The organism is Neptuniibacter sp. QD72_48 (genome assembly GCF_047778065.1).
Lineage (GTDB): Bacteria > Pseudomonadota > Gammaproteobacteria > Pseudomonadales > Balneatricaceae > Neptuniibacter.
This window is the reverse complement of record NZ_CP180547.1, coordinates 487,983-511,919: the sequence shown is the minus strand read 5'-3', so window position 1 is coordinate 511,919 and position 23,937 is coordinate 487,983. Positions and strand designations below refer to the sequence as shown.

The 23,937-nt window shown below is 42.9% G+C and carries 14 protein-coding genes, 2 tRNA genes and 3 rRNA genes; 5 read left to right on the top strand and 14 right to left on the bottom strand.

Annotation, left to right across the window (positions count from 1 at the left end; genetic code table 11):
• Nucleotides 1-72 precede the first annotated feature (72 nt).
• The 4 genes from ACMXYX_RS02215 to ACMXYX_RS02200 are packed head-to-tail and all read right to left on the bottom strand — an operon-like array spanning nucleotide 73 to nucleotide 4,081.
• Nucleotides 73-987, bottom strand: a complete 915-nt coding sequence (locus ACMXYX_RS02215; RefSeq protein ID WP_415906438.1) for a radical SAM protein — start codon at nucleotides 985-987, stop codon at nucleotides 73-75.
• Nucleotides 987-1,874 carry a hypothetical protein gene (locus ACMXYX_RS02210; protein ID WP_415897453.1) on the bottom strand — a complete coding sequence of 296 codons (888 nt, stop codon included), beginning with the start codon at nucleotides 1,872-1,874 and terminating at the stop codon, nucleotides 987-989. Before ACMXYX_RS02210 ends, ACMXYX_RS02215 begins: the two co-directional genes overlap by 1 nt.
• The gene (locus ACMXYX_RS02205) at nucleotides 1,867-2,658 is read right to left on the bottom strand and encodes a hypothetical protein (protein WP_415897452.1); all 792 of its coding nucleotides are present in this window, start codon (nucleotides 2,656-2,658) and stop codon (nucleotides 1,867-1,869) included. The genes ACMXYX_RS02210 and ACMXYX_RS02205 overlap by 8 nt, the downstream gene beginning before the upstream one ends.
• Nucleotides 2,659-2,665: 7 nt before the next feature.
• Nucleotides 2,666-4,081, bottom strand: coding sequence for a TolC family outer membrane protein (locus tag ACMXYX_RS02200; RefSeq protein ID WP_415897451.1), 1,416 nt, complete (start codon nucleotides 4,079-4,081; stop codon nucleotides 2,666-2,668).
• A gap of 386 nt (nucleotides 4,082-4,467) precedes the next feature.
• On the opposite strand from ACMXYX_RS02200, the gene ACMXYX_RS02195 reads away from it, so the two are divergent.
• Complete coding sequence (locus ACMXYX_RS02195; RefSeq protein WP_415906437.1) at nucleotides 4,468-6,624, top strand: EAL and GGDEF domain-containing protein; 2,157 nt, start codon at nucleotides 4,468-4,470, stop codon at nucleotides 6,622-6,624.
• 1 nt (nucleotide 6,625) lies between these two features.
• On the opposite strand, the gene ACMXYX_RS02190 is transcribed toward ACMXYX_RS02195, so the two are convergent.
• The 3 genes from ACMXYX_RS02190 to ACMXYX_RS02180 form a co-directional block, all read right to left on the bottom strand.
• Nucleotides 6,626-6,880 (bottom strand): hypothetical protein, encoded by a 255-nt coding sequence (locus tag ACMXYX_RS02190; protein WP_415883358.1) that lies wholly within the window; start codon nucleotides 6,878-6,880, stop codon nucleotides 6,626-6,628.
• A 110-nt stretch (nucleotides 6,881-6,990) separates the two neighbouring features.
• Entirely contained in the window at nucleotides 6,991-9,582 is a 2,592-nt protein-coding gene (locus ACMXYX_RS02185; protein WP_415897449.1) for an EAL domain-containing protein, read from the bottom strand.
• Nucleotides 9,583-9,590: 8 nt separating this feature from the next.
• Nucleotides 9,591-11,036: an extracellular solute-binding protein gene (locus ACMXYX_RS02180; RefSeq protein WP_415897448.1), complete on the bottom strand. Its 1,446-nt coding sequence runs from the start codon at nucleotides 11,034-11,036 to the stop codon at nucleotides 9,591-9,593.
• Between the two features lie 237 nt (nucleotides 11,037-11,273).
• Here ACMXYX_RS02180 and ACMXYX_RS02175 point away from each other — a divergent pair, with 237 nt between their 5' ends.
• From ACMXYX_RS02175 to ACMXYX_RS02160, 4 genes are all read left to right on the top strand, one after another.
• Complete coding sequence (locus ACMXYX_RS02175; RefSeq protein ID WP_415897447.1) at nucleotides 11,274-13,406, top strand: TonB-dependent receptor plug domain-containing protein; 2,133 nt, start codon at nucleotides 11,274-11,276, stop codon at nucleotides 13,404-13,406.
• A 109-nt stretch (nucleotides 13,407-13,515) separates the two neighbouring features.
• Complete coding sequence (locus ACMXYX_RS02170; RefSeq protein ID WP_415897446.1) at nucleotides 13,516-14,391, top strand: ABC transporter substrate-binding protein; 876 nt, start codon at nucleotides 13,516-13,518, stop codon at nucleotides 14,389-14,391.
• A complete protein-coding gene (locus ACMXYX_RS02165) occupies nucleotides 14,388-16,760 on the top strand; it encodes an ATP-binding protein (protein WP_415906436.1) in 2,373 nt (790 codons plus the stop codon). The genes ACMXYX_RS02170 and ACMXYX_RS02165 overlap by 4 nt, the downstream gene beginning before the upstream one ends.
• 90 nt (nucleotides 16,761-16,850) lie before the next feature.
• Nucleotides 16,851-17,039: a hypothetical protein gene (locus ACMXYX_RS02160; RefSeq protein WP_415906435.1), complete on the top strand. Its 189-nt coding sequence runs from the start codon at nucleotides 16,851-16,853 to the stop codon at nucleotides 17,037-17,039.
• Here ACMXYX_RS02160 and ACMXYX_RS02155 read toward each other — a convergent pair.
• The 7 genes from ACMXYX_RS02155 to ACMXYX_RS02125 all read right to left on the bottom strand — a co-directional run bounded on the left by ACMXYX_RS02155 (nucleotide 17,025) and on the right by ACMXYX_RS02125 (nucleotide 23,453).
• A complete protein-coding gene (locus ACMXYX_RS02155) occupies nucleotides 17,025-17,399 on the bottom strand; it encodes a hypothetical protein (RefSeq protein WP_415883352.1) in 375 nt (124 codons plus the stop codon). The genes ACMXYX_RS02160 and ACMXYX_RS02155 overlap by 15 nt on opposite strands.
• 3 nt (nucleotides 17,400-17,402) lie before the next feature.
• On the bottom strand, nucleotides 17,403-17,888 hold the full coding sequence (locus ACMXYX_RS02150; protein ID WP_415883351.1) for a DUF2489 domain-containing protein: 486 nt from the start codon (nucleotides 17,886-17,888) through the stop codon (nucleotides 17,403-17,405).
• A 417-nt stretch (nucleotides 17,889-18,305) separates the two neighbouring features.
• Nucleotides 18,306-18,421 (bottom strand): 5S ribosomal RNA (gene rrf, locus ACMXYX_RS02145).
• Nucleotides 18,422-18,563: 142 nt separating this feature from the next.
• Nucleotides 18,564-21,451: ribosomal RNA gene (locus ACMXYX_RS02140) — 23S ribosomal RNA — on the bottom strand.
• 217 nt (nucleotides 21,452-21,668) lie between these two features.
• A tRNA-Ala gene (locus ACMXYX_RS02135) sits at nucleotides 21,669-21,744 on the bottom strand.
• A 24-nt stretch (nucleotides 21,745-21,768) separates the two neighbouring features.
• A tRNA-Ile gene (locus ACMXYX_RS02130) sits at nucleotides 21,769-21,845 on the bottom strand.
• A gap of 68 nt (nucleotides 21,846-21,913) precedes the next feature.
• A 16S ribosomal RNA gene (locus ACMXYX_RS02125) occupies nucleotides 21,914-23,453 on the bottom strand.
• Together the 16S, 23S and 5S rRNA genes with 2 tRNA genes alongside form the textbook arrangement of a ribosomal RNA operon.
• Between the last annotated feature and the right edge of the window lie 484 nt (nucleotides 23,454-23,937).

Genomic DNA, 23,937 nt, shown 5'->3' with positions numbered 1-23,937 from the left:
TATTTCTAAAGTAATTTGCAGTCCAAGGTTCACATCTTAGACAAGAATACACCTGTACTGCAACTTAACTATTTAACTATTGCTCTGTGGAATAAGTATTTCTTCTTCCCAACCATAGCGCTCTATATAAGCAGAGTTCAATCCTAGGCATTCATTGGATTCACATTTATCTCTGTGCTTACACTGATAGAATCCGTTCTTTTCAAACTCACGCCAAAATATAGGATCTATAAATAATTGCGGCTGCCCATTCACCAACAAGTTCTTATATTCACCAAGTAAGCATTGAGGAAAGTTTTTAATTTCTACACGTCGACCTAATGATTGCGCTTTTCTTACAGCCTCTTTTAAATAAGGCAGCATCTCCAAATGAGGCGCCAGTAGAGATTTGTCATCTTTACCTGACATCGGCCAATAAAACCAAAATTCCATTTGCACCAAGTTTTTTAAATGCGCTAAAGCATCCACAACCAGCGGTAACTGCTTATAACTTTCTTTTGTGACTACTGTATTAGTAATACTGATCGCATGCTTCCAACGATCTATATTTTTCATTCCTTGAAGCGTCTTATTGAATGACCCTTGAACTTGGGTTATTTCATCATGTGATTGAGCATCTGCTGCAGCAACGCTGATAAAGAATTCATCCACGCCTGACTCGATTAGCTTTGTACAATATTCTTCTTTCCCTAGGTGCATGCCGTGGCTCTGAATTCGAACGTGCTTAAATCCAGACTGCTTTGCGGCTTTTGCTAGCTCAGGCAAGTCTCGATGCAAAGTAATCTCAGATCCCGTAAGAATCAGCCCAACCCATTTTTTATGCCTCATATTGTAAGCAAGCAATTCCTCAAATTTCTCTCTACTCTGAGGTTCCAGATAGTCCATTGTATCTTCGATCATGCAGTGAACACATTTGAGATTACAACGAAACTCCATCGTCATAGAGACGTATGCGCTGTGATCGAATCGTTCCTCTATAGAAAGCATTAAAAGATTCCGTAATAACTTGTCTTCAAAACTTCTATCTGGCCATCAGGGAGCATTTTGTAATCAATACCGACATCATAGAGCATATGATCCAATTCATTCCTAGAAGCCATGACATAACTCTGAATCAGTTCTGGGTAACCCACAGCTTTCAAGAACCAAATAAGTTGCTCTATTTTAATACGAGAAAAGTAGATACCTTCATTTTGCTTTTTATTTGCAACCACAGTCGTTTCGCAATCACGAAGTTCGGGTAAGAGAATCTTATTAAAATCTAACTTCCGCAGATTCAAATGCACGGAGCTTGCGATCTTTGCCAGAATATCTTCTTTCTCTTTAACCGAGTTATAGAAGTAATAAAGATTACTTAAGGAAAGCCCCTCTTCAGACAATTCATAACAAATACCTGAAGACACATTACTACCGTCATTCCCAATATAGACATTCGCTTCACTTAAATTCAAACAACCTGTATTCAGCCCATCGACATCCAGATCGATCGAAAACATAAAGTAAGGTACATCTTCTGATATATCCAAAACAGTGGATAATGAATCGGGCATCAACTGTTTTAAACGAGTAAAGGAGTTTTTTCTCTCAAGGCGCTCATAATCATAAAAATACAGCTCCCAGCTAACTTTCCCATCAGCAAGCTTCACCCCCCAAACGGTCCGGCCTTCCCCCATCACTTCCTGAATTTCGTTTATCAGCTTAACGCCGTTAACTCCAACGTCCGCTGCTTCAAAACTATTCAATAGAAGATTGAAAGAGTGCTGTTTGCCATCAGTAGCCGTTAAAGGGGTATACGGCCAAAGGCAATAATCCAGCAACAGTGCCTCTGGACCGCACTGTTTTACAAAAGGCTCCAGTTCATTCATGTTAGCCACAGCGCTCTTCAACTCCAAAATACAACGTAATAAAAGGCTCACCCTCTCGATTTATTCCGCCAGATACATGCCCCAAAATACGACCAGCATTTTGCTCTAGAAATTTATCCGATGATGCAGACGGTATTGAAAAGCTTTGAAACAGCTTTTTCAGCAAGAAGTCAAATTCACCTATTCGAAGAGAGAAATCATACAAATTGATATCAAAGGACCTACGAACACTTCCAGGCTCAGATACATCGAGCATCATTGGTAATTCAGACCCGCAAACCTGCTCCAATAATGTTTGAACCCACGCAGACTGTACTCGCCCAGAAGAGCCTAAGCATTGCTCTATAAATGAAAAGACATGCGCCATAGAAAAAGAAGGGAGACATCGATAGTCAGTGATGAGATGACAGCCACTATTGGGATACCATTTAATAGCCTGATGCAGCAAAACACCCTTCGAACTATTTACCTCATAACGTTCTCCAACAGGACAGGGGTACTCAAGATAGAGCTTACATAGCGGTCTTCCATGCTCATCTTCATACCCAAGATGAACAAGCCCAGCCATATCAAACTTCGCCTGAAGCCATTCCAAGCCCTCCAAAGGCATGGCTAAATCATCAGCCAACTTCCGCAGCGAAGTGAATGGCTTTTCACCGAAACAATTTTTGTGCTGAGTAAGAAGAAAACGGTTTTGATTAAGCGCCCCTGCCGTTAATTTGCAGGAACGCTCATAACCAAATGGAACAGCCAACGAGGAGAAGGCAGATAGTAATACAGCTTGAGGCTGCATTTAAAACCTATCGGCGAGCTTGTTCAGAACTACGATAAGTACGACTATCCATAACAGATGCCGTAATTTCAAACGCTTGCTCCTCACCTGAAAGCATTGCGTTAACTTGCTCCAAATCCGTATCACTCAAGAGGCCCACTGCGCGTTTTAAGCGTAGCGTATTAATAAGATAGTCATATCGAGCACTAGAAAACTCTGTTCTAGCAAAGAACAAATCACGCTCTGCATCTAAAACACTTAAGCTAGAAGTCAAACCTGATTCATAAGCTGTACGTTTTGCATCAACACCTAATTCATAAGCATCAACAGAACGTTGAAGTGCTTCTACTTTAGCAATAGAGCCAACAACACCATCAAATGCAGCAAAAGTTTCACGTTCCGTAGCACGCCATTCAACTTCTAATTCGTCTTGAGCTTTATTATGCAGTTCAACGGATTCTCTAACCTTGGAAGACACTGCACCACCTGCGTAAATTGGTACAGTTAATTTAACCATCATATCTTGCGTTTCAACTTCGGAGCCGCCACCAAATAGCGAGCCTTCAGTTTCTCGGTTATTCTGAGAGAACACAAAATCTAAGGTAGGGTAGTGCCCGCCCTTCTGCCTACGAACCTCCTGCCAAGCCACAGCTGTAGCATAACGTTTGGCCAAAACTTTAGGATTATTATTACGGCTTTTTTCCACCCACTCTTGAGGCATTGCAGGCGTTGGTTCAACTAAGTCCATATCAAGACCGAGAGAAACTAAAGATTGAGGCAATTGTCCAGTCATCTCTTTCAAGCTTTGAAGCGCATCTTTTAACGTATTTCTGATTTCCACTTCTCGTGCTTTAGCTTGCATGTAACGAGCCTGAGCATCTAGCTCATCTGTAATTCGAGCCAAACCGTCTTCACGCTGCTGACGGACAAGCTCATAATGTTTTTCTAACGAAGCAACTTCAGACTTAACCGAGGTATAATTATCGTACTCACGTAGCGCTGAGAAATAGCTTTCAGCGGTACGCATTATCAAATCTTGACGAACATCTTCTAGCTCAGACGCGACCCTTTTCACGTCCTCCTTGGCTTGTTTGAAGTAAGCCCAGTTACTATAGCTGTAGAGAGATTGAGTCAGAGAAAGTGTCATCTCAGTGGTTGGATAAGAGGTGCTGCCGCTAGAGAAGACTTGATTATCAGAACTGACAATATCTTGCGTAGTTTCTGTCTGAGAATAATCGAACTTTATTGTAGGAAGTAACGCTGCCTTAGCCTGAGCATAGATTTCTTTAGAGGCTTCATGCTCATGAAATCCCGCTTGGAACGTTGGATCATTCTCCAGTGCCAATTTGTAAACATCTATTAAATCTTCAGCATTAGCCGATAGATTGACCATACACCCTGAAAGACATGCAGCTGTGATAATCTTTCTTACACTTTTACGCATAATAGATACCTTTGTACTTTTCCTTTTTTAAGCCCGCTCTGCAACAGGATCGGTTTCTATCAGGATGCAGATTTTTTTATGTTTAAACGCGACTTTCAATAAAACATCACGTAATCCAAAACTACTTAATGCTAGGCACTTAATTGAGAAATGTTCATTAATAGAACAGAACCTCTACATTTTTATAGTATATTTGAAAACAAGTTAAGTTTTTATACATTTTCTATAACTTTATTTGCAAGAACCACCCTATAAACCACAAATAAATAAAGGGTATTAATGGCATTTAAAATTAACCAAACCTCTTTCTTGAAATAAAATTCAACATCTATACTTTCAACTATCATCTATTAACTTTTGAGCAATAAACTGTAGTAGCCACCTTCATGAGTACCAAAGCCATCAAAAACAACGACTACGAAGTTCTAGTTGCACAATTGCAGCAGGAGATAGAGCGTCTTAATGATTTTGCAGCACTATCGTCCGATTGGTTTTGGGAACAAGACAAAGAGTTTAGATTTATCAGTTTTTCTGGCACCGGCATCAGCCGGATGAGCCGCAATCAAATCGACTTTATTGGTCGCTGCCGCTGGGAAATGCCTATTAGCCCTGATTCATATTCTGCAATGCAGGAACACAAGGCTCTATGCAAAAAACACGAGCCTTTCTATGATTTCCAGTACGATATTTTTAATGAAGAAGGTCAACTACAACGCTACACCGTCAGTGGAGCACCTACATTTGATATTGATGGTAATTTTTCAGGCTATCGAGGCATAGCCTCCAACATTACTGATCTATATCAAGCACGGAAAGCCTTTAAAAAGACCCAACAACAACTATCTCAAATGATTGTTGGTAATCCTATTGCCAGCTTTGTTATCAATGAAGAACACATCATCACTCATTGGAATAAAGCGTGTGAAATATTAACTGGCATACCGGCCTCATCAGTAATTGGCACTAAAGATTCTTGGAAAGGTTTTTATGATCATCCACGCCCAGTGATGGCCAATTTGGTACTTAATGGTGCTATTTCCAAAGATATTGAGCAACACTACGGACATAAATTCCAGCCATCGGAACTGATTCCAGGTGCGGTTGAAGCTCAAGATTACTTCCCTAAAATGCATGATGGCCGCTGGTTATATTTTACGGCAGCCCCACTACAAGATGAAGACGGTCAAACCATCGGTGCGATAGAAACCCTACAAGATATAACAAGCCAAAAAGTCCAAGAAGAAAAAATCATTCACCAAGCGCACTTCGATAGCTTAACAGGGTTACCCAATCGATTCTTAGCACTCGACCGATTAAACCTATTGATCCAAGAAGCTAAGCGTAACAATAAAAAGCTTGCAGTTCTTTTTATCGATCTCGACGATTTTAAAAAAGTGAATGACACGCTAGGTCATGCACTTGGAGATGAGCTGCTTATTCAAGCAGCAAATAAGTTACGTTCCATGATTCGTGCCAGTGATACAATAGGACGTTTAGGTGGCGATGAATTTATTGTCCTTATCAACAACCTCGAAGATGCGCTTGAAGTACGTCCAATTGCTGAAAACTTACTTAAAAGCTTTCGCGATGTATTCCAAGTTAAAAATCGAGAGCTACTTCTAACAACCAGCATTGGCATCTCTATCTTTCCTGATGATGGCACCAAACCTGATCAACTACTACGAAATGCCGATTCCGCTATGTATCACTCAAAGAGCGAAGGCCGGAATGCCTATCACTTTTTCACTGAAGATATGAATGCCGGTATAGAACGTCGTTTATTGATTGAAGAACAGATGCACGGGGCATTAGCTCGTAATGAGTTCGATCTAAACTACCAACCCGTATTTGAGACCCAATCTGAACATATTGTGGGAGCAGAAGCCTTATTACGATGGAAAAACCCTGCACTAGGACATGTTTCTCCCGACGAATTCATCCCCATTGCCGAACAAACAGGCTTAATCATTCCTATAGGCTACTTTGTCTTAAAAGAATCATTAAAGGCCACTAAAACCTGGACTGAACAGTACGATTCAAATTTCAAAATTGCAGTCAACTTATCGCCGCTTCAATTTAAAGCGCCTACCCTGCTCAATAAGATCAAAAAATACCTCAATACCAATCAACTATCAGGCGACAGCTTGCATTTAGAGATCACGGAAGGGGTTCTATTAGGTAATCAAACCTATATTAAAAAAGCGTTTGAGGAGTTTTCTCAATTAGGCATCCAAATCTCTATGGATGACTTCGGCACAGGTTATTCCTCCCTGAATTATCTTCGCCAATACAACTTCAACACGCTAAAAATTGATCGCAGTTTCATGCAGGATTTTGAAGAAGATGAAACTGCCCCTGCATTAATAGACGCTACTATAGCAATGGCACACGCGCTTGGGGTAAAAGTCATTGCAGAAGGAGTGGAAACACAGTCTCAGCGAGACTATTTAGCGGCAAAAGCATGTAACTATATTCAGGGATATTTTTACAGCAAGCCTTTACCGCAAGACGAATTGACTAAATTAATAAGCCGCCATCAATAAACTACTTTTTAAGTTTCAAAATAGGCCGTTTTGGTTTATCAACCACTCTCTTGGGCGTAATAGCTCTTACAGCAGCTTTCGCACCATTTTTAGCAGCGTATTCCATTCCCTCCCGAATCATTAAAGCGAGCTCTGGAGCAGAAAAGCCTTTATCGCCTTTAATCGATAGATCAAGCGGATTACTAAAACTACCATCCAAAACTTCAATAGAAAGACCCGACTGATGCACAACCTGGCGCCCGTCTACAGACCACATAAACAATACCCAAAATTAATTAACGTTCGCTACACAATATACGTCAATGAAGGTAGCGAACCAACGGAACTAAGTAGTAAAAGATGTCATTAATTAGTCGAGAAAATACCTTAACCTCGATAATCTTTGACCCAGAGCAAGAAATCATCAGGAGCTAATGGCTTGCTAAAGAAGTACCCCTGTACCCGATCACAATTCATATCCGCTAATATATTCAATTGTTGCTCAGTCTCAACACCTTCAGCAACAACAGGTAAACCCAACCCACTACTCATACTAATTGCTGCTGAAACGAGTGCACAGTCTTCAGGATCTGATGCTATATCACGTACAAAAGTTCTATCTACCTTCAAGATATCGAATGGGTAATTTTTCAAATTACTAAGGGACGAATACCCTGTACCAAAATCATCCATTGCGATACCAACACCAAGCTGCTTAAGCGCTTCTAACGTTCGTTTGGCTTCAGCAGGATTCCTGATCAATAATCCTTCCGTCACCTCTAAGATTAAGTATTCAGAGCTAAGCTCTGCACCTTTCAATGCTTGTTCAATTACTCTACCCAAGCCCTCTCCTTGCAACTGTCGAGGGGATACATTGATCGCTAACGTCAGATCACTCAATCCTTGTTCACGCCATTCAGTCATCTGCATACATGCATTTTCCAAAACCCAATTACCGATCGGCACAATAAACCCTGTTTGCTCAGCTATCCCAATAAATTGATCTGGCGAGACAGAACCTAGCACCTCATTATCCCAACGTAACAGAGCCTCCACCCCAACTAATCTTTTAGTTTTAGCTTCGACAATAGGCTGATAAAACAAAGAAAATTCATCTCTTCCGAGAGCTGACTTCAATTGAGTCTCCACCTGCATCCGCATCGTAAGATTTTCATGTATCTGATGATTAAAGAACTTATACGTATTCCTCCCTGCCTCTTTAGCTTGATACATTGCTAGGTCGGCATTTCGCAATAGAATAGCCCCATCCTCACCATCTTCAGGAAAAATAGATAAACCAATACTAGGCGTAACAGCTAAGCTATGACCCGCCAATTCAAACGTTTCGGCAAAGGCTTTTTTAATTTTTTCTAGCACAGGAAAACAATCAGCCTGCTCCGATATTGCAGGCATGATAATTAAGAACTCATCACCGCCCAAACGCGCAACAACATCTGACTCTCTAACGGTGTTCAGTAGCCTTGAAGCGGCCATAATTAATAATTGGTCGCCAATATCATGCCCGAGGGAATCATTCACATATTTAAAGCCATCAAGGTCGATAAACATCACAGCTAATTTATGCTGCTGCCGACCAGCATTACTTACCCCTTGCGCTAAACGCTCCATTCCAAGCGTCCTGTTTGGCAGCTCAGTCAATGCATCATAACTAGCTTGGTATAACAGTCTCTGCTCTTGCTCACGGCGTTTGGTTATATCTTCCTTAATGATCAAATAATGAGTGACATCCGAAGCACTGGTCATTACAGGGGATAGATGAACAAATTCCCAACAATTTTCACCCGACTGTTTTCGAGAGCATAATTCACCAGCCCATTCTTTATCGCTTTTAATAGCCTGTAAAAAATCATTAAATGAGGTTTCAGTGGTATGTTGTTTGTTAATAAAAGACACTGCACTTTGACCAAGCAACTCTTCTTCTACAAAACCAGACGCTTGTACAACAGCATCATTCACATACTCAATATTTCCCTGTGAGTCCGTAATAATGATACTCACTGGAGTTTGAGATACAGCAAGGGAAAGGATTTTTACTTCTTGCTGAATTTTCGCCCGCTCTATCACTTCTTCGCGAAGCTTTAGGTTAGATTCATTTAGTTCCTTAGTTCGCTCTCTAACTCGCTCTTCCAATAATAAACGCGCTTGAGTTAAGGCCACTTGTCGATCTGCAAGCTTCTGCTGCATCGCGTTAAATGATCGTGCCAAGGCTGTTAATTCATCATGCCCTACCACATCGACTTTGTGTTCTAGATCGCCACTGGCAATTCTAGAAAACGCCTCACGCATTCGATTCAAACGTAAAACTAAATAACGTGAAAAAAGGATCATTAAAATAACGGCAATCAGCATCCCAAACGCTGAAATCATCATAAATCGTTGCTGCTGGGCTTCAAGTTCAGCAACTGCATTATTAATAAAGCCATCTGTCGTAATTTCGATCTGGGTTACAAGGATTTCTAAATCCTTCGCAATCACATTAAATCGAGGTTGAGATTCATACTGGGACAAACGAAAGGCTTCCGCTATCTGCCCATTTATTGCAGCTTTAATTACTTGATCAAGTGTAGCTTGTAGCCGTTTCCAATTATCATCAATTGAGCGAACTTGTCTTTCATGTCCATCACCAAATTCATTGATAAAGGCACGCCAATTACCTTCAAACAACTGAATATCAGCTGATAATTTTTCCGATGCTGCTGTGAGTGCGAAGAAATCACTCTCCACATGTAAATTAACTTCTGTAACTCGAATACGATAGATTTGGGATTGAAGTGAATTAACTAGGACTAAAGGTTTGACTGCTTGGTTCTGTATTTCCGCCTGTTGCTTAGTAGATTTCTGAGCGATTTGATTAGAAATAGACAACAAAATCCCAACAAACAGTGCCATTAATATGACACCAAACAGTAATTTTCGCTGAATAGTTAGCTGATGCTTTTTACTATCAATAAGAGCCAAAATAATCCTTAATGGACAGTTGGAAATAACGTTTTCATTTTAAGCCAATATTTAATCTGCTGCTCTCGACCATATTTTTCTGTAATTCGCTCCCATTCTTGAGCCGTCACACGCATTGCCTCTTTTGCAGACTTCTCGCCCTTTGAAGCAAGGAACAGCTGTTTATTCAAAGCAGCAATATAGTCTGTATCACCTGGCAACCCAGTCCCTGCAGGCACGGTCACTGGTATATCTCTAAGAGCCACTTCTAATACATTCATTCCGTACGTAGCCTGAATCACCTTCGACTCAAAGTGATTCATTCGGTAAGGGTCGGAAAAGCCACCTTTTTCAGATAAAGCTAGCTCTGATACATCCGGATCGGTTAGCCACATAGCAAATAGAAACGCCAACTCTTTATTCTGAGCAGTACTAGGAATAACCAGGTTATTACCATAAATAAGCGTGGTCCGGCGATTTACTATATTTCCAACGGCTGTTCCAGGCATTGATACAGCGATATATTTTTCTCTAACTTTAGAATGAGGGGAATTAAAAATTTTCGCTCCGGCAAGCGTAATCATGGTTGAATAACCCTTTCCGCTCATAAAAATTGGTAAGGTATAAGTGTAATTACTGCTTTGATCAAGAATATCTGAAGGAGAATAGGGAAGCGTTGCTAAATAACTTTCTGTCGCTGCAATCCCAGCCTCACTCTCAATCAATGGTTTCATATTGTCATCGAATAAAAACTGATTAGGGTAACCTTGCGAAACATACCGAGGCATCCAGAACATCCATGCAGAAGCCTCGTCGCGCTGTTCTACAGAACCATAAAACCCATCTCCTGGTTTATGAAAAAATGCTACCTGCCTTTGGTACTCTGCCCATGTTTCTGGTACTTTCAGTGTTTCATTAAATTGTTTTTGGTAAGCCTGCTGATTCTCTGGGTCCTCCAACAAATCACGGCGAAGATATAACAAAGCTATATCTCCATCCGCAGGAATTGCGACTGGTGTACCGGCATAGAAAGCTTGCTTGTATGGCATTAAAAAACTATTTTTCCCGGATCCCAAGAACTCAAAATTAAAACGCGCAATAAATGGCGTAAGATCCACAATCAATCCACTATGATACAGATCAGCATACTCCCTGTTTCGCGCAACAGTTAGATCTACATCTTTATGATTCTGAATATAGTCAATTGAAGCTTGCTGAGGCATCGTTTTAGCATCTATTAGTATACCTGTTGCCGCCTCCCATCGATTTTTTAGACCATGATCTTTCCCTAAAAAATTGACTATGTTTCCCTGCTTTGCAACCAAACGTATAACCGAGCCAGGTGCTATACTCCCTTGTGCAACTAGCATTTTTACACCTTCGATCGCCTTATCGGCTTGTTCACCGGCAATTGATAATGCCGACACCAATGTAAGGGAAAAGATATAAAAAAAGGACCTAAAAACGATTTTCAACTCTCAACCCTCTGGTTTAATTGCTATACACATAAAGTTATCATAGATAATCCATTAAGTTTGGCGACAATAGTTAACAATGAGTTGGATACTGGAAAACAACGGCTTCATCATTGAGGCTGTTATTATGGGAATAATTATTGTGTATGTTGGGCTTAAAATCTAACTCCAACGCTCTATTCCTCCCTCATTAGTTTCGCAAACCTAAGTTCATATGCTTTGATAGGATGTACTCGCATGATTTATGGCAAAATAACGAAACGTTCTAAATATTTACTTTCTCCCTTGTTTTTTACCGCTGCTTTAAACGTTTCAGCTAACAATCACTCTGAATTACCAGAGTTCACTGAAGAAGATATATTTATTGACATTCCTCAGGTAATTTCCGCGACACATCTGTCACAGAAACTAACAGAAGCCCCTGCCGCGATAACAATCATTGACCAAGACATAATCCAAGCCTCTGGCGCATTAAACATTCCTGACCTATTTCGCTTAGTGCCTGGCATGCAAGTATTTCATATCAACAGCAATAAGATGGGGGCCACCTATCACGGTGTAACTGATGATTTCCCATCACGCATGGAAGTGATGATCAATGGTCGTTCCATATATATCCCATTACTATCCACTGTAGTCTGGGAAACAGTGGGAATAACTATGGACGATATTGATCATATTGAGGTTGTACGCGGTTCTAACGTTCCCACACATGGTTCCAATGCTTTTCTTGGCGCTATCAATATAATTACAAAGTCACCTATAGCCGATTCAGGAACAGCCGTAAAAGTCACTAGAGGCTCGATAGGCACAGAAAACTATACCGCGCGCCACTCCAACACAATCTCAAATATTAGTTATACCCTATCTGCAGGCAGCGAAAAAAATGACGGCATTGATTACTATCAAGATGGTGCACATAACAAGTTTTTCACGCTTTCTGGCTCAATAACCCCTAACCTCTCTGACACTATACATTTTGACATCGGAGCTTCTAAAGGATATGCATATCGGGGAGATTCGGATAAAACTGATCTCGATGATGCTGGCTTTTCTCCTAGAGACCACACATCTAATTTTCAGGATATCCGATGGAATAGAGTATTAGACAATCAATCAGAACTTCAACTTCGTTATACTCACAATTATTTAAAGCTTGACACTGAAAACCTTAATGCTGAAGAAGTCGCCATCATCGAAGAATTACCATCAGTGGAAATAGCAGAGTTATTGCTTGCAGCTAATGATGGTGTTGCACCAAAAGATACCGAACGAGGCACTGCAGAGACCCATGAATTGGGAGTTCTATACACCATTCGCCCAAATGATAATACCAGTGCAGTAATAGGCAGTGACTTTAAACATGAGCGCATAAAAAGTAATGTTTTACTGCAATACCCTGATAAGGAATGGGTCCACGGAAACAGTTGGCAGCTCTTCGGAAATATACAATACAAGGCGACTGATAAAATCACCCTGAACGCAGGCGCTATGTTCGAAGAAAGCAGCTCTGTAGGCGGGGCAACGTCATTTAGAACAGCCCTAAATTATGCCTTGAATGATGTATCCACTATCAGAACAGCATTTTCTCGCGCACATCGCATGCCTTCTCTATTGGAAACAAATCGTCGCGGAATTATAGATCTAAGCCCTTTTGTAGACCCTCTAGCTCCCAAAGGCACATTAATCGATTACGACAGTATACCTGGAAAACTAGAACCTGAAGAGATCGACTCATTTGAGATTGGTTTTTTACGTATGTGGCCAGAACATGGTAGTCATTTTGATCTTAGAGTATTTTATGAAGACATTAGTAACGCCGTTATACGTAGCACAAGAATAAATCCAGACCCTCTAAACATTGACCTAGTCGATGGTCTCTATGATATCGGTATGAATAACTCTAAATGGACGAATCAAGGTGCCGAAATCCAGCTTAAGCATACATCTTTAGAGCCTCATAAAAGCACAATCCTTTTTAACTATAGTTACAACCAGACTCGCGGAACTTGGAACCGTGGGGCATACCCAGAAGCAAACCCAAGACTAGTACCACTCAATTCTGGCACGCCTTTACACACAGCATCTCTAATGCTTTCAACTAAACCGACAAACAATAGTTTATTGGCATTAGCACATTACTACATGGATCACGTTGAATGGATTGAGGGTTTCAGCGACAAAAACAGTGGGCGTACAAATTACACACGAACAGATATGAAATTATCAAATAGCTTCCAGTTAGATGCGAATACTGAACTGGAACTATCCTTGATTGTTCAGAATCTATTCGATAAAGAATATGCAGAATTCTATTCAAATAACATTTTTGATCGTCGCTCCTATTTACAACTAGGACTAACTTTCTAAGTTATAGAAGCTACAATGGATTGTAGATGTGTTGACTAAGAGTTCTTATACACTGTACAGAATAAAGTGGCGGATTTTTCCGCTGCTAAGTGCTTTGTTTGCTCTAATCTTGTCCATACCCCCTGTTTTCGCAGATAACCTTGTTGTTTTAAGCCGTTCATCAGACTCTTATCAAAAAGTTGCGGACAGCATTCAAGTCAATATTTCCTCACATACCAAAGTGGTTACCTTGCAAGATTTGGAAGATAACAACTTTAATACCGAAGGTTTCGAGCATATTGTTGCTGTTGGCTCACGAGCAGCCGATCGACTATACAATCGAATAACAGCATCTCAAAAGCTATACGCGAGTTTCCTACCTCGCCTCACTTATCAAGCTTTATTAGCGAGGAAAAAAGACCATACTCGAATTCAGAATGGAACCATTACTGCAGTATTTCTAGATCAACCTTATACACGGCAACTTCGATTAGCACGAATAATCGCCCCCAATGCAAATACAGTAGCTACAGCACTAGGACCTAATTCAAAGAATGATCTACCACTATTAGAAGCAGCCGCGCAACAACAGCAATTTGAGCTCAGTTCAACCGTTCTTCAGGAAAGCGACAACCCGATACATAAACTTCAGCCCCTTATTCGTAATGCTGATCTATTTTTGTCTCTACCAGACAAATCTGTTTTCAACCGCACAACTGCAAAATGGATTTTGTATATCTCGTTTCGACAACGGATACCTTTAATTGGCTTCTCACAGAAATATGTGGAAGCAGGCGCTTTAACTGCGGTTTATTCAACGCCAGAGCAAATAGGTAAACAAACCGCAGAAATAATTCAACAAGCAATCACAAGTACTAGCTTGCCTGAAGCTCAATACCCCAAGTACTTTTCCGTGATAACTAATCAAAAAGCAGCAAACTCTCTGAACATTAAATTACCTTCAGAAGACGCTCTTACCCAACAATTGATGGAGATGGAGCGATGAAGCGCAAGTTAACTTTAGGTATCAGGCAGCGCGTTTTAATTATCACCCTGCTTCCGCTATGCATGATCACTATATTATTAGGTGGTTACTTCATTAATACTCGCTTGGATGATGCACATGACGCTCTGATCGAAAAGGGCCAGACAATGACACGTATGATGTCGACCTCAGCTGAATTTGGCTTATTAATTGGCAACAAAGAAATTCTTCAAGGCCTCATTCGATCCGCTACAAAAACAGAGGAAGTAAATGACGTAATATTCCTTTCACCGTCCTTTGATGTGATTGTTCAAGGCAACCCAAATGCACCTCAATTAGATAAAGATGCAGGTTACCCACTATATAAGAACAACCAGGTTTACTTCCTACACCCTGTTGTCGCAACTGGCGTGGACTTTTTAGACTCTGATGATCCTGTAGGAAAGGAAGCTGAACCAGAATTTATTGGCTGGGTAATAATAGCTCTCTCGGAAAAACCAACACAGCTACGACAGTTTGAGATATTAACGAAAGGGGTAATCCTTGCCATCATAGGCTTACTGACCACCTTATTAATCGCATCACGATTTGGGCAACGGATCACCAACCCAATTCTGGGTCTAACCCATGTAATTGAGATGCTACAACATGGTCACCTTGAAACTCGTGCAAGTTTATCCAGTACAGGCGAACTACGCTCACTTGCGCAAGGTATCAACCGACTAGCTCAACGCGTACAGGAATCAAACCAGACGCTTGAAAGTCGAGTCGATAAAGCGACCAAGCGTTTAAGATCCACACTTGTTCATCTAGAGAAACAGAACCAAGCTTTGGATAAAGCTCGTAAAAGGGCGGATAAAGCAAACGTTGCTAAGGATGAATTTCTTGCTCGTATGAGCCATGAACTACGTACCCCATTAACTTCAGTTTCGGGCTTTGCCCGATTATTGGATCAGACTGAATTGCAGATGGAGCAACAAGAATACACAAGAATTATCAACCTAACCTCTGACTTATTACTTTCAATCATCGATGATATTCTTGATTACTCAAAGCTTGAATCGAATGCAATTGAGTTAGAAGAGATTTCATTCGAATTTGAAAGCTGTGTGATTGATGTTATGGAGATGCAAGCAGCTGCGGCTAATGAAAAAGGCATAGAGCTCATACCAATTATCGAAGCAGATACGCCTAAATTCATTATTGGCGATCCAATCAGATTACGACAAGTATTATCTAACCTAATCAGTAATGCCGTGAAATTTACTTCTTCAGGTTACGTTTGCTTGCATGTTTCAGCCCGTAAAAGTGACCCTATTCAGACAGAACTTGAAATCGTTATCAAGGACACCGGCATTGGCATACCAGAAGATAGAATTACTAATCTGTTTCAGGCGTTTAGCCAAGCAGACACTTCTATCACAAGAAAGTTTGGGGGTTCTGGACTAGGACTCGTTATTGCAAAACGCCTAACTGAACTGATGGGCGGCTCAATCTCATTAACTAGTAAGGAAAACCAGGGGACAGAAGTAACACTTAAAATCCCATTTTCTGCACGACAGAGCCAAAGAGCTCAGCACACTTATAAGAGTAAAAATATTCTCTTGTTTGACGCAAATCCACTATATAGCCAAGGCTTAAAACATCAACTGAGCAGCATGCAGACCAAAATCATTGAGGCTTCCTCGTATGCAGAACTGTTGTCTTTAAGTGCAGAGTTACCAGAAAGCACCATCGTCTGGGGCCTACCTCCTCAATACACACAGAAAAACACCATAGATCAGATTAACCAAATAATAGATAAATCCAATGGTAGACTGATCCTCTTAAGTAGCACACCTGTATCGATTATCAATAACTACAGAGTTGTGCAGTTGCGCAAACCTGCAAGAACCCAACTACTGCTAAACGCATTATCACCTGATTCTTACAAACTTCCTGAATATGAAACTGCGAACGCGTTACAGATTCTTAATTCACCAACCATATTAATCGCAGAGGATAATGACTTTAACCGTTTATTGGTCAGGAAGATTCTTACCCAAGCAGGCGCAAAAGTACTTGAGGCACGGACTGGTAGTGAAGCGCTACAGCAAACTCTAAAACATCAACCAGACTTGGTATTGATGGATGTGCACATGCCTGAAATGGATGGTATAGAAGCTACAAAACAGATCAGGCTTACACAACCGACCTTGCCGATCCTAGCTTTGACCGCTAACGTCATAGCCAGTGAACATCAGAAGTTAATCGAATCTGGCATAAGCCATGTTCTGTTGAAACCAATTAATGATGGTGACCTCTGCCATTCTATAAACCAGTTCTTATCCTTTACTAAAAATGATGGACCGTTATTGCCTACTACTCAAAAAGAAGTCACTGATATATAGAAATATGACCTAGGCAAACAAGAGCTGTCAGAAGAAGTCAGAAAACAACTACAGGGAATGATGAACGGCTTCGAAAGTAAAGATATAGCAATGATGAGAAATCATAGTCATCAGCTTTTAGGCCTAGCTGGTTTGTTCCAGATTCCAGAACTAGAAGTCAGCGGCAACAAATTACATGACGCTCTAATAGAGCAAGAGTACAAAGCCATCTGGAAGGAGCTTTGGCAGCTCAAGAGAATAATTGAAAACGAACAGTACGATCTGTCAGAAGAGCTTTGAACTGGGCTCAGATTTAATCAAATGATCTAATTTAACAGCTATCACTCTGATACGCTGGATTCCGTCACGGTCATAAATAGCTCCGCTTAGCCCTTCTCCTGCAGGCGGATGCTCATTATCTCCGAAAGCAACTACCAGACACCCCTTTCTAATATTTTCCAATTCAGGGTCGTGCAGTATAGGGAGAGATAAAAACATTTCCCAACGCGCAACTTCTAAACGCTTTTCCATCAGGTCTACGAGAAGAGCCATTATCTCTGCTCTTGATGGACGGTAAGTAGGCGGTTTACCTAAAGCAAATGCCAAGGCAACTCCAACAAGAACTATGAAACTAATTAAAAATACGAGTAAAAATTCCATACATTAATGGAGACTCTCATCAAAATCATAATTAGCCAATTTAGCAGCAGCTTGCTTCACTTTCTCACCAAGTTCAGAGTCGATCTGCGACATTTCCCTCTGAAATGACCACTTAGCCTGCTTAGAGAGCGCTTTCCACTGGTCCTTAATTGGAATATGTTCAGTACGCTTATAAACCTCATAAATGACTGAGTAATCCGCGTGTTGTAATAACTGAGGCGCTAGAGATTCAAGTAAAGTAGACAAGCGAATACATGCCTCTGTCGTAGTTAACTTTTCGTCATTACCTACCGCTCTAGAGATAACCTGCACACTCTCAATCAAATAAGCCCTACGTTCATTATAGCGTTTACTTATTTTTTCAGCCTGTAATGCTTGCTCAGCCTTAACTTGTTTAATCTGTGTGTAATGACGCTTAATGAAGTAAATAGCTACAACACAGACAACTAAACAGATAGCAATTAATGTATAAATTAGAGAGTCAGACATACAAACAACCTTAGAACCAATAACTATTAGACGCTATTAAACCAAAAAATATGAATGCGAAGTTTAGGGGAAATGTACGCAAAATCCCATTAAAAGGATTAATAAATTAAAGGACAGCTAAGGACAGCTAAGGACAGCTAAGGACAGCTAAGGACAGCTAAGGACAGCTAAGGACAGCTAAGGACAGCTAAGGACAGCTAAGGACAGCTAAGGACAGCTAAGGACAGCTAAGGACAGCTAAGGACAGCTAAGGACAGCTAAGGACAGCATTCAGTTTAATATTCGGGTTAATTAAGACAACTCACCCTTACTGGTTTATCCGCTTCAAGCAAGCACTATCCACTCTTAACCGTATTTTATAACCCACAACGAAAAAACCCCGATCACATCGTGACCGGGGGTTTCTCTTAATTAAATGCTTGGCGATGACCTACTCTCACATGGGGAAGCCCCACACTACCATCGGCGATGTTGCGTTTCACGTCTGAGTTCGGGATGGATTCAGGTGGTTCCACAACTCTATGGTCGCCAAGCAAAACTGTTACAACTTAGATCTGATTCTTCTTTTATTTGATCTAGATAGTTTATCGACTGTAGCTTAACTACGCGCTAATTCGTTACTCTCTATCGTCTTACGTATCTTACAAGTCACTTGCCAAACGCCTTGGGCGTTATATGGTCAAGCCTCACGGGCAATTAGTATTGGTTAGCTCAACGCCTCACAGCGCTTCCACACCCAACCTATCAACGTCGTAGTCTTCAACGGCCCTTTAGGGGAATCAAGTTCCCAGTGAGATCTCATCTTGAAGGAGGCTTCCCGCTTAGATGCTTTCAGCGGTTATCCCGTCCGAACGTAGCTACCCGGCAATGCAATTGGCATCACAACCGGTACACCAGAGGTTCGTTCACTCCGGTCCTCTCGTACTAGGAGCAACTCTTCTCAAATCTCAAACGCCCACGGCAGATAGGGACCGAACTGTCTCACGACGTTCTAAACCCAGCTCGCGTACCACTTTAAATGGCGAACAGCCATACCCTTGGGACCGGCTTCAGCCCCAGGATGTGATGAGCCGACATCGAGGTGCCAAACACCGCCGTCGATGTGAACTCTTGGGCGGTATCAGCCTGTTATCCCCGGAGTACCTTTTATCCGTTGAGCGATGGCCCTTCCATACAGAACCACCGGATCACTAGAACCTACTTTCGTACCTGCTCGACGTGTCTGTCTCGCAGTCAAGCACCCTTCTACTCTTGCGCTCATTGCATGATTTCCGACCATGCTGAGGGTACCTTCGTGCTCCTCCGTTACTCTTTGGGAGGAGACCGCCCCAGTCAAACTACCCACCACACAATGTCCCCGATCCCGCTTAGGGAACTGGGTTAGAACCTCAACATTACCAGGCTGGTATTTCAAAGGTGGCTCCACTCTATCTGGCGACAGAGTTTCAAAGCCTCCCAGCTATTCTACACAAGTAATGTCAAAGTCCACTGTGAAGCTGTAGTAAAGGTTCACGGGGTCTTTCCGTCTAGCCGCGGGTAAACTGCATCTTAACAGCTATTTCAATTTCACTGAGTCTCGGGTGGAGACAGTGTGGCCATCGTTACGCCATTCGTGCAGGTCGGAACTTACCCGACAAGGAATTTCGCTACCTTAGGACCGTTATAGTTACGGCCGCCGTTTACCGGGGCTTCGATCAAGAGCTTCGCGCAAGCGCTAACCCCATCAATTAACCTTCCGGCACCGGGCAGGCGTCACACCCTATACGTCCTCTTTCGAGTTTGCAGAGTGCTATGTTTTTAATAAACAGTCGCAGCCACCTGGTATCTTCGACCGGCCTCAGCTTAGGGAGCAAGTCCCATCACCAAAACCGGCGCACCTTCTCCCGAAGTTACGGTGCCATTTTGCCTAGTTCCTTCACCCGAGTTTTCTCATACGCCTTAGTATTCTCTACCTGACCACCTGTGTCGGTTTAGGGTACGGTTAGTCATAACCTGAAGCTTAGAGGATTTTCCTGGAAGCATGGCATCAACTACTTCAGTCCATAAAGGACCTCGTCATCGATTCTCGGTCTTAAAAGAGCCCGGATTTACCTAAGCTCTAAACCTACTATCTTAAACGCGGACAACCAACGCCGCGCTAGCCTAGCCTTCTCCGTCCCCCCATCGCAGTTATGAGCAGTACAGGAATATTAACCTGTTTCCCATCGGATACGCTCTTCAGCCTCTCCTTAGGGGCCGACTCACCCTACCTCGAATAGCGTTGGATAGGAACCCTTGGTCTTCCGGCGGGGAGGGTTTTCACCTCCCTTATCGTTACTCATGTCAGCATTCTGCACTTCTGATACCTCCACGGTGCCTTACAGCTTCCGCTTCAACAGCTTACAGAACGCTCCTCTACCATGCACAAAGTGCATCCGTAGCTTCGGTGTTATGCTTAGCCCCGTTATATCTTCCGCGCGGGCCGACTCGACTAGTGAGCTATTACGCTTTCTTTAAAGGGTGGCTGCTTCTAAGCCAACCTCCTAGCTGTCTAAGCCTTCCCACATCGTTTCCCACTTAGCATAAACTTTGGGACCTTAGCTGACGGTCTGGGTTGTTTCCCTTTCCACGACGGACGTTAGCACCCGCCGTGTGTCTCCCGTGATTGAACTCATGGGTATTCGGAGTTTGCATCGGGTTGGTAAGTCGGGATGACCCCTAGCCGAAACAGTGCTCTACCCCCCATGGTTAGACACGAGGCACTACCTAAATAGTTTTCGAGGAGAACCAGCTATCTCCGAGTTTGATTAGCCTTTCACTCCTATCCACAAGTCATCCGCTGGCTTTTCAACGACAGTCGGTTCGGTCCTCCAATGCATGTTACTGCATCTTCAACCTGCCCATGGATAGATCACTCGGTTTCGGGTCTACTCCTAGCGACTGGACGCCCTATTAAGACTCGGTTTCCCTACGGCTCCGCAAATGCTTAACCTTGCCACTAAAAGTAAGTCGCTGACCCATTATACAAAAGGTACGCAGTCACCGTCCTAAAACGGCTCCCACTGCTTGTACGTACACGGTTTCAGGGTCTATTTCACTCCCCTCACAGGGGTTCTTTTCGCCTTTCCCTCACGGTACTGGTTCACTATCGGTCAGTCAGGAGTATTTAGCCTTGGAGGATGGTCCCCCCATATTCAGACAGCGTTTCACGTGTGCCGTCCTACTCGATTTCACTTTAAAAGACCTTTCACATACGGGGCTATCACCCACTATGGCCACACTTTCCAGAGTGTTCTGTTAAATCTAATAAAGCTTAAGGGCTAGTCCCCGTTCGCTCGCCGCTACTTAGGGAATCTCGGTTGATTTCTTTTCCTCTGGGTACTTAGATGTTTCAGTTCCCCAGGTTCGCCTCTAATAACCTATGTATTCAGTTAAAAGATACCTATAAATAGGTGGGTTTCCCCATTCGGAAATGTCCGGATCAAAGGTTGTTTACCACCTCCCCGAACCTTATCGCAGGTTACAACGTCCTTCATCGCCTCTGACTGCCAAGGCATCCACCGTGCACGCTTAGTCACTTGACCATATAACCCGAAGGCGTCTGGAATCACAGTAACTTGTATTGCTAGTAACGATAGATTTCGCCGAATTGGCGCATGCAGTAAAACTACATGTCTTAAATCTAAATCAAATGAATCAAATCCAAATTATTAAAGAGCGTTTAAAGCAAAAAAGCTTTAAAAGATAATGTCTTAAACGACAATATGTTTTAAAACTCTTCCTTCTCATCCTCAAGGATGATGGTGGAGCTATGCGGGATCGAACCGCAGACCTCCTGCGTGCAAAGCAGGCGCTCTCCCAGCTGAGCTATAGCCCCAAGAAAAACAGTAAGGCTATTGATTGGTAGGCCTGAGTGGACTTGAACCACCGACCTCACCCTTATCAGGGGTGCGCTCTAACCAGCTGAGCTACAAGCCTACACCGTTGCTCTTAACTTCTCTGATCAGATAATTCGTGTGAACGCTTGCCGAGAATCGGCTTTCGTTTAAGGAGGTGATCCAGCCCCAGGTTCCCCTAGGGCTACCTTGTTACGACTTCACCCCAGTCATGAACCACACCGTGGTAACCGCCCTCCCGAAGGTTAAGCTAGCTACTTCTGGTGCAATCCACTCCCATGGTGTGACGGGCGGTGTGTACAAGGCCCGGGAACGTATTCACCGCGACATTCTGATTCGCGATTACTAGCGATTCCGACTTCATGGAGTCGAGTTGCAGACTCCAATCCGGACTACGACCGGTTTTCTGAGATTAGCTTACCCTCGCAGGTTCGCGGCCCTCTGTACCGGCCATTGTAGCACGTGTGTAGCCCAACTCGTAAGGGCCATGATGACTTGACGTCGTCCCCACCTTCCTCCGGTTTGTCACCGGCAGTCTCCTTAGAGTTCCCACCCGAAGTGCTGGCAAATAAGGACAAGGGTTGCGCTCGTTACGGGACTTAACCCAACATTTCACAACACGAGCTGACGACAGCCATGCAGCACCTGTCTCAGAGTTCCCGAAGGCACGAAACTATCTCTAGTAACTTCTCTGGATGTCAAGAGTTGGTAAGGTTCTTCGCGTTGCGTCGAATTAAACCACATGCTCCACCGCTTGTGCGGGCCCCCGTCAATTCATTTGAGTTTTAACCTTGCGGCCGTACTCCCCAGGCGGTCTACTTATCGCGTTAGCTGCGCCACTAAAAGATCAAGTCTCCCAACGGCTAGTAGACATCGTTTACGGCGTGGACTACCAGGGTATCTAATCCTGTTTGCTCCCCACGCTTTCGCACCTCAGTGTCAATATCGGTCCAGGTAGTCGCCTTCGCCACTGGTGTTCCTTCCTATATCTACGCATTTCACCGCTACACAGGAAATTCCACTACCCTCTACCGTATTCTAGATTGGCAGTATCAGGTGCAGTTCCAAGGTTGAGCCCTGGGCTTTCACATCTGACTGACCAATCCACCTACGCGCGCTTTACGCCCAGTAATTCCGATTAACGCTCGCACCCTCCGTATTACCGCGGCTGCTGGCACGGAGTTAGCCGGTGCTTCTTCTGCAGTTAACGTCACAGCTAGCAGGTATTAACTACTAACCTTTCCTCACTGCTGAAAGTGCTTTACAACCCTAGGGCCTTCTTCACACACGCGGCATGGCTGCATCAGGCTTGCGCCCATTGTGCAATATTCCCCACTGCTGCCTCCCGTAGGAGTCTGGACCGTGTCTCAGTTCCAGTGTGGCTGATCATCCTCTCAGACCAGCTAGAGATCGTCGCCTTGGTGAGCCATTACCTCACCAACTAGCTAATCTCACGCAGGCTCATCCAATAGTGCAAGGTCCGAAGATCCCCTGCTTTCCCCCGTAGGGCGTATGCGGTATTAGACCAAATTTCTCTGGCTTATCCCCCGCTACTGGGTAGATTCCTACGCGTTACTCACCCGTCCGCCACTCGTCATCAACTAGCAAGCTAGTCATGTTACCGTTCGACTTGCATGTGTTAGGCCTGCCGCCAGCGTTCAATCTGAGCCATGATCAAACTCTTCAGTTTAAATCATTTGTGTTACCAGGAATGTGGTAACGGGCTCTAGTACTAAACAACCGGATAACATTCTTAAGAACGTTAAACCTTTGTAAATCGCTTTAAATGAATTCACTTGGTTGCTTGTCTAGAAAAAGTTTGCTTCTTCTCAACAAGCGCCCACACGAATTATCTGATCAAATTGTTAAAGAGCGTTGCTTTCTTGACTCTCCGCTGAATCAGCGTTTCGTCTCAAGCGAGGCGCATATTCTACTTTGCGCTCATTCAAAGTCAACCGTTTATTTTGCAATTTCGTAAAAAGTTTTTACTCAGCAACCGGACTTTGAATCCTGCTCCGTAAGTAATCTTAAAAACCAATGTTTTCAATCACTTACTAAGCACCTCACTCAGCTCTGCAGCCCCTTAAAAAGCGGCCTCCCTAAGCAAGGACGGCGAATTCTACAGACATCTAAAAATGCGTCAACAGCTAATCTATAAAAAACTGAAAAAAGTT